Annotated in this window: 16 protein-coding genes; 10 read left to right on the top strand and 6 right to left on the bottom strand. The window is 41.2% G+C overall.

What is annotated here, in order from left to right:
• The first annotated feature begins 2 nt into the window (after positions 1-2).
• From sctT to FAX86_RS10180, 5 genes are all read left to right on the top strand, one after another.
• On the top strand, positions 3-800 hold the full coding sequence (gene sctT, locus FAX86_RS10200; RefSeq protein ID WP_144393315.1) for a type III secretion system export apparatus subunit SctT: 798 nt from the start codon (positions 3-5) through the stop codon (positions 798-800).
• Positions 800-1849 (top strand): type III secretion system export apparatus subunit SctU, encoded by a 1050-nt coding sequence (gene sctU / locus FAX86_RS10195; RefSeq protein ID WP_144393314.1) that lies wholly within the window; start codon positions 800-802, stop codon positions 1847-1849. Before sctT ends, sctU begins: the two co-directional genes overlap by 1 nt.
• Positions 1849-2352: a type III secretion system chaperone gene (locus FAX86_RS10190; protein ID WP_144393313.1), complete on the top strand. Its 504-nt coding sequence runs from the start codon at positions 1849-1851 to the stop codon at positions 2350-2352. The genes sctU and FAX86_RS10190 overlap by 1 nt, the downstream gene beginning before the upstream one ends.
• Positions 2353-2407: 55 nt before the next feature.
• Positions 2408-3136: a hypothetical protein gene (locus FAX86_RS10185; RefSeq protein ID WP_144393312.1), complete on the top strand. Its 729-nt coding sequence runs from the start codon at positions 2408-2410 to the stop codon at positions 3134-3136.
• Positions 3137-3301: 165 nt separating this feature from the next.
• A complete protein-coding gene (locus tag FAX86_RS10180; RefSeq protein WP_144393311.1) occupies positions 3302-3973 on the top strand; it encodes a 2OG-Fe(II) oxygenase in 672 nt (223 codons plus the stop codon).
• Positions 3974-4063: 90 nt separating this feature from the next.
• Here FAX86_RS10180 and FAX86_RS10175 read toward each other — a convergent pair whose 3' ends face one another.
• The 3 genes from FAX86_RS10175 to purM all read right to left on the bottom strand — a co-directional run bounded on the left by FAX86_RS10175 (position 4064) and on the right by purM (position 6683).
• Positions 4064-4888: a DUF3108 domain-containing protein gene (locus tag FAX86_RS10175; RefSeq protein WP_164503536.1), complete on the bottom strand. Its 825-nt coding sequence runs from the start codon at positions 4886-4888 to the stop codon at positions 4064-4066.
• 82 nt (positions 4889-4970) lie between these two features.
• Entirely contained in the window at positions 4971-5618 is a 648-nt protein-coding gene (gene purN / locus FAX86_RS10170; RefSeq protein ID WP_144393309.1) for a phosphoribosylglycinamide formyltransferase, read from the bottom strand.
• Positions 5619-5642: 24 nt separating this feature from the next.
• Positions 5643-6683, bottom strand: a complete 1041-nt coding sequence (purM, locus tag FAX86_RS10165) for a phosphoribosylformylglycinamidine cyclo-ligase (protein ID WP_144393308.1) — start codon at positions 6681-6683, stop codon at positions 5643-5645.
• A gap of 263 nt (positions 6684-6946) precedes the next feature.
• Between purM and FAX86_RS10160 the strand changes: the two genes are divergently transcribed.
• The 5 genes from FAX86_RS10160 (at position 6947) to hda (ending at position 12137) form a co-directional block, all read left to right on the top strand.
• Complete coding sequence (locus FAX86_RS10160) at positions 6947-8296, top strand: substrate-binding domain-containing protein (protein ID WP_144393307.1); 1350 nt, start codon at positions 6947-6949, stop codon at positions 8294-8296.
• 207 nt (positions 8297-8503) lie between these two features.
• On the top strand, positions 8504-9763 hold the full coding sequence (locus FAX86_RS10155; protein WP_144393306.1) for a DUF2066 domain-containing protein: 1260 nt from the start codon (positions 8504-8506) through the stop codon (positions 9761-9763).
• Positions 9763-10320: a CDP-alcohol phosphatidyltransferase family protein gene (locus tag FAX86_RS10150; protein WP_144393305.1), complete on the top strand. Its 558-nt coding sequence runs from the start codon at positions 9763-9765 to the stop codon at positions 10318-10320. The genes FAX86_RS10155 and FAX86_RS10150 overlap by 1 nt, the downstream gene beginning before the upstream one ends.
• A complete protein-coding gene (locus FAX86_RS10145) occupies positions 10321-11448 on the top strand; it encodes an AI-2E family transporter (RefSeq protein WP_144393304.1) in 1128 nt (375 codons plus the stop codon).
• A gap of 8 nt (positions 11449-11456) precedes the next feature.
• Positions 11457-12137, top strand: a complete 681-nt coding sequence (gene hda / locus FAX86_RS10140; RefSeq protein WP_164503535.1) for a DnaA regulatory inactivator Hda — start codon at positions 11457-11459, stop codon at positions 12135-12137.
• 47 nt (positions 12138-12184) lie between these two features.
• Here hda and FAX86_RS10135 read toward each other — a convergent pair whose 3' ends face one another.
• The 3 genes from FAX86_RS10135 to FAX86_RS10125 form a co-directional block, all read right to left on the bottom strand.
• A complete protein-coding gene (locus FAX86_RS10135) occupies positions 12185-12547 on the bottom strand; it encodes a carboxymuconolactone decarboxylase family protein (RefSeq protein WP_144393302.1) in 363 nt (120 codons plus the stop codon).
• A 150-nt stretch (positions 12548-12697) separates the two neighbouring features.
• Complete coding sequence (gene speB / locus FAX86_RS10130) at positions 12698-13630, bottom strand: agmatinase (RefSeq protein ID WP_144393301.1); 933 nt, start codon at positions 13628-13630, stop codon at positions 12698-12700.
• A 176-nt stretch (positions 13631-13806) separates the two neighbouring features.
• A complete protein-coding gene (locus tag FAX86_RS10125) occupies positions 13807-14595 on the bottom strand; it encodes a TIGR00266 family protein (protein ID WP_144393300.1) in 789 nt (262 codons plus the stop codon).
• Between the last annotated feature and the right edge of the window lie 255 nt (positions 14596-14850).

The raw sequence follows: 14850 nt of genomic DNA, 5'->3' as shown, positions 1-14850 counted from the left end.
CTATGGTTTCTGACATCAAAGAGCTTGAGTCCATGGTTCAAGCCTACACTATGGCATTACCTCGGCTTTACCTGATATTTACTGTTTTACCAATGATGAATAAGTCTATTATGGGTGGACGATTGGTTAAAAATGGTGTTATTTTGAGTCTCAGTCTCTTTATCTTTCCTGTGACATCTGAGACGGTTCCATTAGATCTTACACAGTTTGATTACTTTATCTTACTCATCAAGGAAAGTGTGATTGGATTGATGATTGGTTTGTTTGTCACGATTCCATTTTGGATTGCTGAGGGAGTAGGTTTTTTTGTCGATAACCAACGTGGTGCGACGATGGCCAGTATGTTAAACCCTGTATTGGGCGATCAGTCTTCTCCATTAGGTGTACTCTTATCTCAGCTGCTAAATATGTTTTTTATTGTTAGTGGATCTTTCTTACTAATGATGACTGTCGTATACCAGAGTTACTTCTATTGGCCTGTTGGTTCTATATTACCTCTTGGATATGATGGACTCGACGTTTTATTACTTAAGCAACTTGATTTTTTAATGTATTCGATTGTTGTTTTTGCCGCTCCTCTAATTATTGCAATGTTTATTGCTGAATTTACATTGGCCTTAGTAAGCCGATTTGCCCCACAGCTGAATGTCTTCTTCATGGCAATGCCGATAAAGAGTGCCGTTGCAATTCTAATACTTATTTTATATATCGGTATTCTTGTCACTGAGCTAGATGATGTATTAGGCGATATGGTAAACGATCTTGGTTTGTTTCTGGAAGCTAACAAAGTGAGTCGTTAATGAGCGAAAAAACAGAGCAACCCACACGAAAAAAAATCAGAGATGCGCGTAACAAAGGCCAGGTCTATAAAAGTAAAGAAATTGTTTCTTTATCGATGCTTATCTCAATAGTACTGTGCTTTGTTGTGTTTGGCGATTATATCCTTGCCCAATTGAAGATGTTGTTTAAGTTACCCGTTAAATATTATGATGTCGAAATGGAATATGGGCTGCTAGCTGCGATATTTGAGTCACTTTTAATTGCCTCAAAAGTCCTAGCTCCTTTTTTAGGGTTCACATTTATTACCGCAATATTTTCTAATGCATTACAAACGGGTTGGGCTTTAAGTTTTGAACCCATAAAGCCGAAACTCGAAAAGGTTAGCGTGATTCAAGGATTTAAAAAGATATTTAGCGCTAATAATGCGTTAGAATTTTTTAAATCTATTGTTAAAATCATTGTTTTAACCGTTACTGCCTGGTATGTCGTAAAAGATTCTCTGTTGGTTATTTTATCGGTTCCAACGTGTGGCGCTCAGTGCGCATTATCGATCACGAGCATGCTTATTTTATATTTGATACTCTATTGTTTGGGTGTCTTCCTAATTCTTGCCATTATTGATTTTGTGTTCGAGAAATATAGTTATTATAAAAAATTGCGAATGTCGAAAGACGAAGTTAAACGAGAGTATAAAGACACCGAAGGAAACCCTGAAATCAAGGGAAAGAGAAAGCAAATCCATCGTGAAATTTCGAGTGAAGAAGCTTTTGTTAACAGTGTAAAGACAGCGAATGTCGTCGTTGCGAATCCTATTCATTACGCTGTCTGTCTACGCTATGAGGATACTATAAGTCAACTTCCTTATGTTTGTATGAAGGGGGAGCATCTATTGGCAAAGCGAATAAGAACTATTGCTGAACAACATGATATTCCCGTGATTGAGAACGTACCATTAGCTCGAGCAATGTATGCTGATCTCGATATTAATGAAAAAATTACTGAACAGTACATTAAACCCGTTGCTGAAATAATTCGTTGGTTAAGAGCAAATGCCAAGGATTGTGATTGATGTTGGATACTGATGATAATAAAAAGGATATTGATCGAGATGATTCGCTTGATGTTTTTCTTTCACTGATGAATGATCTTTTCAAGGTACTTAATATTGACAGCGAGGTGGTTAGTGATGCGGTGGAGTTGCAATGGAATGGCAGATCACTTTCTTTATATTTAGGAAAAAATGGTTTTGGGCAAGATGAGTTGATCGTTAAGTATCCTTTAGGGACTGTTGAATCAGGTGTAGAGCATGATATTTACCCAATGCTCCTGGAGGGTAACTACTTGTGGAGCGCAACGGATGGGGGAACCTTAGCACTAGATTCTCAGCAACGATCCGTGTTTTTATGTCATTCTGTCAAATTGAGAACGTTAAATCCGTCAGCGTTAATTGAGTTTATAGAGCGAATTCACTCCACAGCTTTTGCTTGGCAAGAATTGATTACTTCAAAAAATCAACAAGCAAATAAAAAGAAGTTGCTTTACCGAGAGAGCCAGAACTTATTGAAGGTTTAATTGTGAGTTGTTTTAAGAACATTTTGATTCATTCGGTTATCTGGAGAACACTATAATGACGGGATTATCAGAAGCACTTAACAATAAAATTAATACTAGCAGTGGTGAGGTTAAAGCGCGTTATGAAGAGATAAAAAACTTAGTAACTCCGACTGAGCCAGAAAGAGAAAACTTACAAAGTGTCCGAGAGATTGCGGCGGAAATGAATCGAAGGCTTGCCGAGAATAGTTTTACGCTGCCGGTCTATCATACTGGCGCCGGTCAATTTTTTCCAGCGGGCGCTCAAGGTTCACAGAATAGCACTGAATCACTGAGCACACAGATAGAAAATAGTCAGCAGCGACTAGAAAGGTCTGGGTTGTCGAATACGTTATTTAATGACATTGTAAACGTAGGGGAGCAAGTTTCCAAAGAGGTCGAACATCACTTTAAGGAAAACCACGAAGCTAAGTCGTACGGTCTAAATGATTGGGGTAAGGCTTTTTTGCTATTGATTGCTGATCTTGCTTTAGGCGTGGTGAGTGAGACGATACAGGAGTTTGTTCACTGGCAGATAGAAAGAGCTCAGGAAGTCGAAGCAAGAAATGAAAAAGAAGCCCTTTTGGCTGAAGAGATAGAACTCATGGTTGACAACTTTTCTGAAAATCTAAGCGAAAGGCTCGCTGAAAAAAAACGAGCAGGTGAGCTAGATTCTAATGTTAGTGAGCAGGAAATCACTGATTATGTGAGTAAATTGACAGTGATATACCAGGAAAAACTGGAGGGCTATTTCAATCCAGAATAAAGCTTTATTGTCGATTTCAGGAGTTGAATAAAGTATTTGAGCCTTGTGGAAATCATTGGAAATAATTCTTGCTGTTTTGGTAAGTTGGGAGCATACTCTCGCCCGGCAAAATTTTGCCTTTTTAGATGCAGTTATATCGATCATTTATACGGGCTGGACTAACTATTGGCAGCATTACAAATCCCAACGACTGTGGGTGGGAACACAATCGACGAAACTTTGTTTGGTTTGATTGCAGACGATCTGGTCACACAAGGTTTTAGTATTCGCCCAGGTGCTTTACCTCAAGATATTGCGCATGAGCTTCATTCCTATCAAACTCAAATGAAAGACAATCTTTACACCAACGCTGGCATAGGTCGTGGTGAAGACTATTTGCACAATGAGTTTGTGCGAACCGATGAAATTTGCTGGATTACCGGATCTGCTGAAGCGGGTAAATTGTGGATTGATTGGACTTCTCAGCTGCAAGCCTTTTTAAACAAGCGATTATTTCTCGGTCTTTTTTCCTTTGAAAGTCATTTTGCGCATTATGCTCCTGGTGATTATTACAAGAAGCATTACGATGCATTTCGTGGAGAAACTAACCGAGTTTTGTCGGTCGTTGCCTATTTAAATCCAGGCTGGACTCAAGCTGACGGCGGAGAGTTGGTTCTTTATAAAAGTGATATCGATCAAGAAGGGATTAAGGTTGTTCCTCTTTTTGGAACTCTTGTTGTGTTTTTGAGTGAGGAGTTTCCTCATGAAGTGTTGCCTGCTAATCGTGACCGACATTCCGTCGCAGGCTGGTTTCGTGTCAACACGTCAATTGGTAATAAGATTGATCCTCCCAGATAAAAGAAGTGATTGGGCATCTATCAGGATTTACTTCTAAGGACTTCAAGTTTAGTTCATGGCTAATGGTATTTTGACTGTGTGCCGTTGAGTTTATTCAAACCATTTAATCGACTTTAGACGAATGGTCCCTTCTTTCTCACTACCTCGAAATTGGGATATTTGAACCGGTAAATAATTGAGTGTAGGAGCCAACCATAAATGCATGACTTTGTCGTGTTTAAACTTGGGTTGTTGTGTCCAAAGAATAGTCTCTAGTTTTCCTAACGGTGTTTCGACAGATTCGATGCCTTCGTTAACGAAAATATAGGACTCTAACTCTCCTTTGTAAGTTAGATGGAGTCGCTCTTTACGACTTTTTAATTGAGCTTTATTTCTCAGAAAAAACTGGTAACTCAATTGATCGAATACTTGATTGGGTAATTCGAGAGTCCAGGTTTTATTATTTCGCTCACCTCGCTCTATTTTTTTATCCCAGTCAAATTGACTTATTGTGGTTCGGTTCTCTTTGAATGAGCGGTTGATTTTTGATTCGTATTTCTGTGGGTACAATTTGTTATCTTCGATCGTGAAAGTGGAGGACTCCGTAAAAGAATACTTGTAGTACCAACGTTGAATCTCGGTTTCTTGTTTTAGAATCCAAGCTTCTTGAGAAGGTAAAAGGCTTCGTGATGCAACTCCAACACTTTTATCTCCGTCCAAAATATCGTAAGTTGCGCGATAGGGAAGCAACAATTCTTTCAGTCGTGGATATTGATTTTCTGCATTATCTAACTTTTCTGGCGTTGGGACAGCGTTTGATGAGGATTGGACTGGTTGAGTATTTGTTGTTTCTAGGGTTTTAGTTGAGTCTTTTTCTGTCGTGGAGTCAATTGCCAATACGTGATTGAATATCAAAGAGAGAAAAAAACTTTGCACAAAAAGTTTTCTTATTGATTGACAGGTTGTCAATTTCGGTCGACGTATTAGCAATGTATCGAATATCCTTTTTTAGTAAAATTTATTCGATGATAATTGGATGTTGCAACTTTTCTCCATCAAAGTAAGTTTGGTTATCTCTCAGTGCTAAACGGTTGTCCGCAAACCATTGGATGACATGCGGGTAGAGTTTATGCTCTAAACGTTTAATCTTCTGGATGAGAGTTGTTTCATTATCATCGTTTGTAATATTCAGTTTGGACTGCGCAATTACCGGTCCACCATCAAGCACTTCGGTAACAAAGTGCACGGTTGAACCGTGTTCCGAATCGCCATTTTCGAGGGCTCTTTGGTGTGTTTTCAGTCCCGGGTATTTTGGCAGTAACGACGGGTGAATATTTATCATCCGACCGGAAAATCGATTGACCAAATCTGGCGTCATGATTCTCATGTACCCTGCCAAAATAACTAAATCTGGATTGTATTTAAGTATTGCATCAATAATCTGAATGTCGAATGAATATCGATCGGAAAATTCTGTATGGTCAATGATGTGAGTTGGAATATTGGCTCTTTGCGCTCTTTTGAGTCCTCCAGCATCAGGGCGATTGCTGATAACCGCCTCAATGCTAACCGGAAGTGTCCCTTGTGCTGACTCATCAATCAGAGTTTGTAAATTGGAGCCTTCACCCGAGATCAATACGACGACCCGGCAGTTTTTTTGTGTCATGGTAAAACCTTCAACATCAAATTATCAGGACATCACGACTTGTTGGTCACCTTGCTGTTCATCAATCTGTCCCATAAGAAAGGCCGACTCACCTTGCTCACGTAAAAATTGAATGACAGCATCACTTTGTGATGGATCGACAATTACAATCATTCCTACACCGCAATTGAATGTGCGATACATTTCGTGGGTCTCGACATTGCCTTGTTCTTGTAACCATTGAAATATTGGCGGCATCTTCCAACTATTGGTGTCAATTGTTGCTTGTGTTTTTTCGGGAAGTACTCGTGGAATGTTTTCCCAGAATCCACCACCCGTAATATGCGCAAGGGCATGAACATCAAATTGTTTAAAAGCTTCTAGCAGAGGTTTAACATAAATTCGTGTTGGTTCGAGCAGTGCTTTGCCTAGTGTGGTGCCTTCAAAAGCTTGATTGAGATCGCTGTTGTTAACGTCAATAATTTTGCGAATGAGTGAATAGCCATTGGAATGTGGTCCGCTGGATGGCAAGCCGATAATATGATCGCCTGATTTTACTTTGTTGCCGTCAATTATTTTTTGTTTCTCGACAATACCGACGCAAAATCCTGCTAAATCGTAATCTGAGCCTTCATACATGCCCGGCATTTCTGCTGTTTCGCCACCCACTAATGCACACGCGGAGAGTTCGCAACCTTTGCCAATGCCTTCGACAACATCGGCGGCAATATCAACATCTAATTGGCCAGTAGCGTAATAGTCGAGAAAAAATAATGGCTCTGCACCGCCGACAATTAAATCGTTCACGCACATGGCAACAAGATCAATCCCGATCGTATCGTGAATACCGGCATCCATAGCGAGACGCAACTTAGTGCCAACTCCGTCAGTTCCGGAAACAAGAACCGGCTCTTCATAGCCTTTTGGCAGTTCAAACATTGCCCCAAAGCCACCCAGACCCGCCATTACCTCTGGACGTCGCGTCCGTTTGGCAACACCTTTAATTCTTTCTACCAGACGATTACCTGCGTCAATATCGACACCGGCATCTTTGTAACTTAGAGAGGTTTTTTTGGAATCAGCCACAAGTATTGCTCACATGGAATTAAAATTGCGCGCATTTTATCACGCAATATGAACCTATTCGAGAATTGTCCTTGTTCAATTACGGTTTATTTTTGAATAAAGATTGCCCAAATAACAGCTTTTTTGATTTCGTAAGGAGATAAAGGGGCGGTAATAATGTTATTCATCCTGAATTTATGTAATTGAAATCTGATTGTAATAATTTGTCTTTATAGTCGCGGGCGTTGATTCAAGCCATTGTAGTGTAGATTAGGAGTCGTTTTATGTTGAAGTCAATTGGTCGTGTTGTTGCCATTGGTTGCTTTTTAACATTGATAATTGGGGAAAACTCTCAGGCGACTGAGAACAAAATTTTAGAGACTCAATACGATTTTAAAATTCATGGATCAAATACAGTGGGTGAAAAGTTTGCGCCTATTTTGCTCGAAAAATTTTTAACCACTAAAGGGTATACAAGAGTTCAATTGATAAGACAGCCATCACCGGTTGAAAAGCGCATTTCTGCAACAAATCCTCTAAGAAAAAAAAGCGTCAACGTCGATTTAGCTGCGCACGGTTCGAGTACTGGGTTTGTTGATCTTCTTGCTGGAAATACAGACATCGCAATGTCTTCGCGACCTATAAAACCCGAGGAAATGTCGGCCTTAGGGAAAATATATCCTTCGATAGGTCGGGGGGAAGCAGAAAACATCATTGCTTACGATGCGTTGGCCGTTGTGGTTCATCCGGATAATCCCATCAATAACATCACATTAGGACAGTTAGCCGCCATCTATTCCGGAGAAATTTCGAATTGGCAAGATGTTGGCGGTATTGACGCTCGCATTAATGTATTGGCTCGAGATGATAATTCTGGAACCTACGACACTTTTAAAAAACTGGTCTTAAAAACACACGATAAAACTCTCATTAATAGCTCTCAACGTTTTGAATCATCGCAAAAGTTAACCAAGACCGTTGCTGAAAACCCCGCAGCGATAGGCTTTGTTGGTATTTCTCATACGCAAGGAGCAAAAGTGTTGGCTGTTGCAAATGAGTTAGGAGCAAGGGGCATTCGTCCCGATGAGTACACCATAGGTACCGAAGATTACCCGCTTTCGCGAAAACTGTTTTTGTATTTTCCAACAGAAAACGACAATGTAATGGCTCGAGAATTTGTTCAGTTTGTGACCGGAGAGCAAGGTCAAAGATTGGCTTCGAGGGCTGACTTAATTTCGTTTTTCCCAACCAGCAGTAAACCCAACCTGGCTGGTAAGGAAGTTGAACGAAAGTACGCACATCTGGCTGATTTTGGAAAACGTCTTTCGGTTACTTTGCGTTTGTCAGAAGAGGGCTCGTTAACGTCAAAGCTGAGACGTGATTTGGAACGATTGATTCAATTTAAAAGGGCTAATCCACATAATCGAATTGTGCTGGCTGGATTTTGGGACGATCCAGATATGTCTCAAACCAGTTTGCAGCAAGTTGAATCATGGATGAGCGTGATTAAAGAGGTTTTATTAGCGCAACAAATAGAACCTTGGTCGGTACACGGCGGTTTTTTACCCATTGAAAATAACGAGTTGGATTCTGGCCGGGCGATGAATCGCCGGGTTGAAGTTTGGACCCTTTAAGTTACTTTCACACATCATGACTCGAGGTCGTGGCCTCGAGTTCAATTCAATCCCCTCTATTTTTGCAAATTATCGCTAATTTGTGATTATTGCCTCAATCGATGAGATTATTTGCATTCCCGGTGGTCGAAGTTTGGTAAAAAGTGCGGCCTTCGATTATCATAAGCCGTTATAAGTTAGTGAAAATTCAATTCTTTTGGACGGTCAATGCGCGTAATTTTTAAGTCAATCGCTATTTGGGTTTTATTGTCTGCCTGGATGGTAACCTCGGTGTCTGCAGCAGACTCAGATTTGTACACGGTAATGTGGCCTGTTAAGGATCGCGGTGGAGCTGCTCAGCGTGCTGCAATGCTCTCTTCGTTTAAACAAGTTCTTGTACGTGCCAGTGGAACTCGAGATGCATTAGAGGGATTTTATGTTCAAGAATCTTTCAAGAAAGTTTCGTCATTTATTCGAACATATGCGTATCAGGAAATTGTTGATAGCGAGACCAACGAAAAGCAAATGTATTTGAAAGTTGAATTTGATGGTCGAGCTGTGCAGCGATTACTACAAGACGCAGCGGTACCTATGTGGGGAGGGAGTCGTCCCGTTACTCTAATGTGGTTAGCGTATGAGGAGTCTTTTGCTCGCAAAGTCTTAAGTTCGAGTACTCCTGAAGACAATAGCCTCAAAGATGAGTTTATGCGGCAAATTCATCGACGTGGTTTGCCGACAGTATTGCCTCTTATGGATTTAGAAGATGAGATGCAAGTGTCTGCCTCAGATGTTTGGGCTCGTTTCCCTGAACCTATTGAAGCAGCATCTGCTCGATATGGTAGTGATGCGGTTCTCGCGGGTCGAGTATCTTCACACAACGATTCTTGGCAAGGACGCTTCATGCTTACGATTTCCGGCGATGTCACCTATCAGGACTTTGACGCTGTATCGCAAGAAAACTTATTGAGGGATGTGACCGATTGGCTCGGTGAGCGATTATGTAAGGTGTTTTGTGTCACCGAGTCTTTCAGTGCCAATCAGTGGCAATTGTTAATTGAAGATGTTGGCAGTTTTTATTCGTATCGTGAGTTGATTAGTTATTTGGAGTCTTTGTCGGCAATTCGTAAAGTGGAAGTCGCGCAAACTAAGGGGCGAGCTATGATGGTTAACGTCGATTTAGTCGGCGATGTGGAATCACTCAAGCAGGCGATTCGGCTTGACCAAAAGCTAATTCCCGTGACGGATAGTTTCCGTATTGAATCGGCCATTGAAAATTTAAAAGCAGAAAAAGATCCGGAGCCCATTAATGCAAATGGTGTTCTAGTCATGGAAAATCCTGATCAATCAAAAGCGGAAGACAATAATGACGTTCCAGAATTACCTGAAGCAGAAAAGGGTAATGAAACAGGTGCTGAAGTTGTTGTTGTTCAAGTGGCTTCCGAACCTGAAGAGCCGCAGAAGATTTTAGTTTATCAGTGGCGACCTTAATGTTAAATCAGCTACCAAATTTTATTACGGTATTACGGATTTTACTCGTTGTTCCGTTGGTCGCGCTCTTGTGGCGTGATAACTATTACCATGCCTTATGGATTTTTTTTATTGCGGGTGTGTCTGACGGAATTGATGGATTTTTGGCGCGTCGTTTTAATTGGAAATCCCGCATTGGCGCCATTATGGATCCTCTGGCCGATAAATTATTGCTGGTCTCGACCATGTTGGTATTGTGCTTAAACCATCACATGAGTTGGTGGTTATTTATTGTTGTCAGCTTGCGGGACTTAGTCATTATTTTGGGCGCATTTGTGTATCACAAAGCGTTGGGACCTTATGACATGGATCCCAGTCGGTTATCGAAAAGTAATACCTTTTTTCAAATTCTATTTGTAGTCTCTATATTAGTTTCTTTAGGGTTGTGGGTATTACCCAGCTGGTATTTGCTAACGCTGGAAATTATTGTTTACGTAACCACCTTATCCAGTGGACTCCATTATATTTTGTTGTGGGGTGGGCGTTACCAACGAAATAAAATAACGAGGCAAAAATAAATGAGTAACCTGAAGCGTTGGTGGTGGTTAGGTGTTGTTGTTTTTTTATCTTGGTTCATTTATTTACTGAGTCCTACACTGACGCCTTTTTTTATCGCCGCAACTTTAGCGTATTTAGGTGATCCTCTAGCAGACTGGTTAGAAGAGAGAAAGTTTAATCGAACGATGGCAGTTGTCATTGTCTTTTTACTATTTACGTTGATTGGCTTTTTATTCATTTTAATGATGATTCCAATGCTTAAACAGCAATTTGATTTGTTGGCAGGTAAAACGCCGGTTGTCATCGGGTATTTTAAAACTGAAGTCGTTCCTTGGTTTGCTGAATTACTGGGTAAAGAACAAGCGGAATTTAACTACAAAGAAGTTGAAGAGGCGGTTACCAAAAACCTACCCAATTATGGTGGTGTCATTGGGACCGTTATGAAATCGATTACGTCATCCGGAATTGCGCTGTTTGGTTGGTTGGGTAATTTAGTCTTGATTCCCGTGGTTACTTTTTATTTGTTGCGAGACTGGGATAAGTTAGTGGCTCATATATACGGTTTGTTTCCCAGACGTGCTGCCCCAGTTGTTAAAACCCTGGCGCTAGAGTGTAATGAAGTATTAAGTGCCTTTGTTCGTGGGCAATTGATTGTGATGTTCGCGTTGGGAATGATTTACGCGATTGGCTTGTGGATTGTTGGGTTAGATTTGGCATTGCTGGTTGGCTTAATTGCAGGATTGGCGAGTATTGTTCCTTATTTGGGTTTTATTATTGGAATTATCTTCGCAATAGCGGCCGGGCTTATTCAATTTGGTGAACCTCAAGTACTTATTTGGATTGGGCTTGTTTTTGCAATTGGTCAAATGTTGGAGGGTATGGTGCTTACACCGTTACTCGTGGGTGATAAAATTGGACTGCATCCTGTAGCGGTTATATTTGCCATTCTAGCTGGTGGACAATTGTTTGGCTTTGTTGGTGTTCTTGTCGCTTTGCCCGTTGCTGCAGTGATAATGGTTCTCTTGCGACATGCCCATGATAAATACATTAATAGCGTGCTCTATGGCGGTGAATTGCCCGAAGGTGAAATACCGAAAGAAGTCTTACAATCGGCTAATGTTATTAGTACTGACGAAAAACAAAAATAATGAGTGTTATGCAGCAGTTACCGCTTAATATTAAACTCGATCAAGAAGTCACTTTAAGTTCCTTTTTGGTTGGGAAAAATCAGATTTTAGTTGAATACCTGAAACAGCTGAGTAGTGAACTAAACTGTGAGTTGGTTTATTTGTGGGGTGAGCCCGGAAGTGGAAAATCGCACTTGCTTCAGGCAATGGCAAACCATCAAGAGCCGGGCAGCGTTATTTATTTACCTCTTAATGAACTGGGCGTTGTTCCGGAAATGCTGCAAGGTCTAGAATCGTTTCCAATTATCTGTATTGACGATATTCAAACGATTGCGGGTGATAGAGCCTGGGAAGAGGCTCTTTTCTATTTATACAATCGAGTAAAGGACAATCATGGAAATCTGGTAATTTCTGCATCGAGTGTTCCCGCTGAGCTGGGCTTGAATTTAAAAGATTTAATTTCTCGACTGTCAGCCATGGCGGTTTTCAAAATTCAGTCTCTATCGGATACCGATAAGCAGGTTCTTTTACAGCAGAAAGCGGCAGCAAAAGGGCTCGACTTGGGATCGGAAGTAGCACAGTTTGTTCTGTCGAGAAGTTCGAGAGATTTACGCTTTTTAATGAATGCGCTCGATAAATTAGATAATGCTTCACTGGTTGCCCAGCGCAAAATAACGGTTCCTTTTGTTAAGGATGTTTTGGGGTTGTGAGGCGGTTCAATGTGAGACTGAAGCACTCGCGGTCAGTCTCGGTTAAGTTAGTCAGAATTCTTTTCGTTTTCTTGAAATAAAAACTCTAAGCTTTGGGCCGCATGCCGTAAGTGAGGTATTACAATTGAGCCTCCAACCAATAAGGCAACGCCCATAGCTTCATCAATCTCCGACTTATTGTATCCGGCTTTGACAGCGCCCTCGAGATGATAATCGATACAATCATTGCAACGTAAAACCATTGACGCAGCAAGACCTAGCAGTTCTTTTGTTTTGGCATCTAAAGCACCATCGCCATAGGCCTGCTTATCCAGTGAGAAAAAACGCTTCGTTAACAAGTTATCGGTTTCGAGCGCTTTTTCATTTCCTGCTTTTCGTTTTGCGCGAAATTCTTCAAATGGGTGTGTCATTTTATTTCCTGTCTATCGATACTTATAGGTTCGCAGAATACTGTAATTCATCATTCAGTCAACCATTTGCAAACCATTCATTGAGACAAAAGTAATGCGCGCCATTGCGTTAGTGTGATTTGACTGAAACATTCCAATTTTAAAAGCGTGTTACGTTGTTATTTTTCCTTGAGCAACTGCCCAGACATGGAGGAGATCCAGAGCGATGCTTGCGGCTGCTAATGAGGTAATTTCTGCATTATCATAGGCAGGCGAGACTTCAACAACGTCCATACCAATGAGGTTAACATTGCTAAGTCCTCGAATAACTTGCAGTATTTTATCGGTAGTTAATCCACCACAAACGGGGGTTCCGGTTCCCGGTGCAAAAGCGGGGTCGAGACAATCGATGTCAAAAGAGACGTATACGGGATGATTGCCCACTCGGTTTTTAATTCGCTGGATAATGTCGTCGGCTGAAAGTTGATTAGCAGTGACCGCATCGATAACGTCAAAGGCATGGTTTTCTTTTTCATAGTCGGTACGGATACCAATTTGTATTGAGTGATCTGCATTGATTATGCCTTCTTTAGGAGCATGATAAAACATGGTGCCATGATCATAACGACTGCCTTGGCTGTAGGTGTCGGTATGAGCATCAAAGTGAACAAGCGCAATGTCCTTGTGAACGTTTGAATGAGCTCGGAGCAATGGCAGGGTTATGAAGTGATCGCCGCCAAAGCTTAACAGCGTTTTTTCTGATTGAATTAATTGGCTGACATAAGCTTCAACTTCTTTGGTAAAAGCTTCTGCATCGCCTGGCTCGAAAACAAAGTCACCTGCATCTTCAATTTTAATGCTGTCGCTCAGTGAAAATGACCAAGGCCAACGGGTATCTTCCCAAGCTAGATTCATTGAAGCTTTTCTAATCGCGCCGGGACCCATGCGTGCGCCTGAACGACCTGTTGTTGCCATATCAAATGGAAATCCGATGACAATGACGTCGGCGTCACTGGTGAGCGGTGAAAAATTAAGTGGTTGACGCAAAAAGCCGAAGGCATTGGAGTACAAAGAATAATCTGGCTTATTGTTGAGTGTTGCCATAGCGGTTCAAATAGAGTGATGAATGATTTCGCAAATGTAGCACAGGATATGGAATTATCGAAAGAGAATGTCGTTCTGCAAGTGGTGGATAATAAAACAGAGCCGTCCGCAAGGTATCGGCTCTGTTAATCACCGGAGGTTAATCTGAATAACGAGAGGCTATGAATCTTTTGGCTTTAATCGCCATCGAGCATTCTACCAAGTCCGCCCAGAATGGAGCCTTCACCTTTATCGCTTCCACCATAGCTTGATGCGCTCTGGAAGACACGATCGGCCAGTCGGGAAAAGGGTAAACTTTGTAGCCAAACAGTGCCGTGTCCGCTGAGAGTTGCGAGGAATAATCCCTCACCACCAAAAATCATCGATTTAAGATTGCCAGAACGTTGAATGTCGTAATCGATACCTTGCGTAAAGGCAACCAGACAGCCTGTATCGACACGTAGCGTTTCGCCTTTAAGCTCTTTTTTAATGAGTGTTCCACCAGCATGAATAAAGGCCATCCCATCGCCTTCTAGTTTTTGCAAAATAAAACCTTCACCGCCAAAGAAGCCTGCCCCCAAACGTTTGTTTAATGTTATTGAAACTTTGGTGCCTAATGCTGCAGCCAGAAATGAATCTTTTTGACAGGTTAGGTTTTCACCAATATCTGCCATGTTTATCGGAATGATGCTACCTGGATAGGGAGCAGAAAAAGCGGCTCGAGCTTTTTGACTTCCTTGATTGGTAAAGTGTGTAGTAAATATTGACTCGCCGGTTAGCTTTCGTTTTGCTGCAGAGAAAATTTTTCCCATCATTCCCTCATCAGGCTGCGAGCCATCGCCCATTTTGGCTTCGAAATGAATTCCATTCTCAATATAATTCATCGCTCCTGCTTCGGCGATAACGGTTTCTCCTGGATCCAGCTCGACTTCAACCAGTTGCATATCGTGTCCGATAATTTCATAGTCCACTTCATGACACCGCATAATTTCTCCTTATTCACTCAATAATCGACAGTATTCGTAGTCAAGAGTCATCATTCGGATCAAGTTCTTACTCAATAAATTCAATAAATTTTTCAATTGGATTCCTTGTTTATAAATAGACATAGATTAGAATTTCGACAAAAGAGAGCTTTTGGGCGATAAACGGTCTATTTAGATGAAGTCAGCGCAAATTATTAAGTTCTCAATTTGAGCTTAAGTTATTGATAATTAGGTGTTAAGGGCATTTTTTGTCGG

It is taken from the genome of Pleionea sediminis, assembly GCF_007570825.1.
GTDB classification, from domain to species: Bacteria; Pseudomonadota; Gammaproteobacteria; order Enterobacterales; family Kangiellaceae; genus Pleionea; species Pleionea sediminis.
This window is presented reverse-complemented; position numbering and strand designations above follow the sequence as displayed.

What these genes read in the sequence shown, in the direction of transcription:
- sctT (WP_144393315.1), top strand. Translation starts at nt 3, where the DNA reads ATGGTTTCTGACATCAAAGAGCTTGAGTCCATGGTTCAAGCCTACACT.
- sctU (WP_144393314.1), top strand. Translation starts at nt 800, where the DNA reads ATGAGCGAAAAAACAGAGCAACCCACACGAAAAAAAATCAGAGATGCG.
- FAX86_RS10190 (WP_144393313.1), top strand. Translation starts at nt 1,849, where the DNA reads ATGTTGGATACTGATGATAATAAAAAGGATATTGATCGAGATGATTCG.
- FAX86_RS10185 (WP_144393312.1), top strand. Translation starts at nt 2,408, where the DNA reads ATGACGGGATTATCAGAAGCACTTAACAATAAAATTAATACTAGCAGT.
- purN (WP_144393309.1), bottom strand. Translation starts at nt 5,618, where the DNA reads ATGACACAAAAAAACTGCCGGGTCGTCGTATTGATCTCGGGTGAAGGC.
- FAX86_RS10160 (WP_144393307.1), top strand. Translation starts at nt 6,947, where the DNA reads ATGTTGAAGTCAATTGGTCGTGTTGTTGCCATTGGTTGCTTTTTAACA.
- FAX86_RS10155 (WP_144393306.1), top strand. Translation starts at nt 8,504, where the DNA reads ATGCGCGTAATTTTTAAGTCAATCGCTATTTGGGTTTTATTGTCTGCC.
- FAX86_RS10150 (WP_144393305.1), top strand. Translation starts at nt 9,763, where the DNA reads ATGTTAAATCAGCTACCAAATTTTATTACGGTATTACGGATTTTACTC.
- FAX86_RS10145 (WP_144393304.1), top strand. Translation starts at nt 10,321, where the DNA reads ATGAGTAACCTGAAGCGTTGGTGGTGGTTAGGTGTTGTTGTTTTTTTA.
- hda (WP_164503535.1), top strand. Translation starts at nt 11,457, where the DNA reads ATGCAGCAGTTACCGCTTAATATTAAACTCGATCAAGAAGTCACTTTA.
- FAX86_RS10135 (WP_144393302.1), bottom strand. Translation starts at nt 12,547, where the DNA reads ATGACACACCCATTTGAAGAATTTCGCGCAAAACGAAAAGCAGGAAAT.
- speB (WP_144393301.1), bottom strand. Translation starts at nt 13,630, where the DNA reads ATGGCAACACTCAACAATAAGCCAGATTATTCTTTGTACTCCAATGCC.
- FAX86_RS10125 (WP_144393300.1), bottom strand. Translation starts at nt 14,595, where the DNA reads ATGCGGTGTCATGAAGTGGACTATGAAATTATCGGACACGATATGCAA.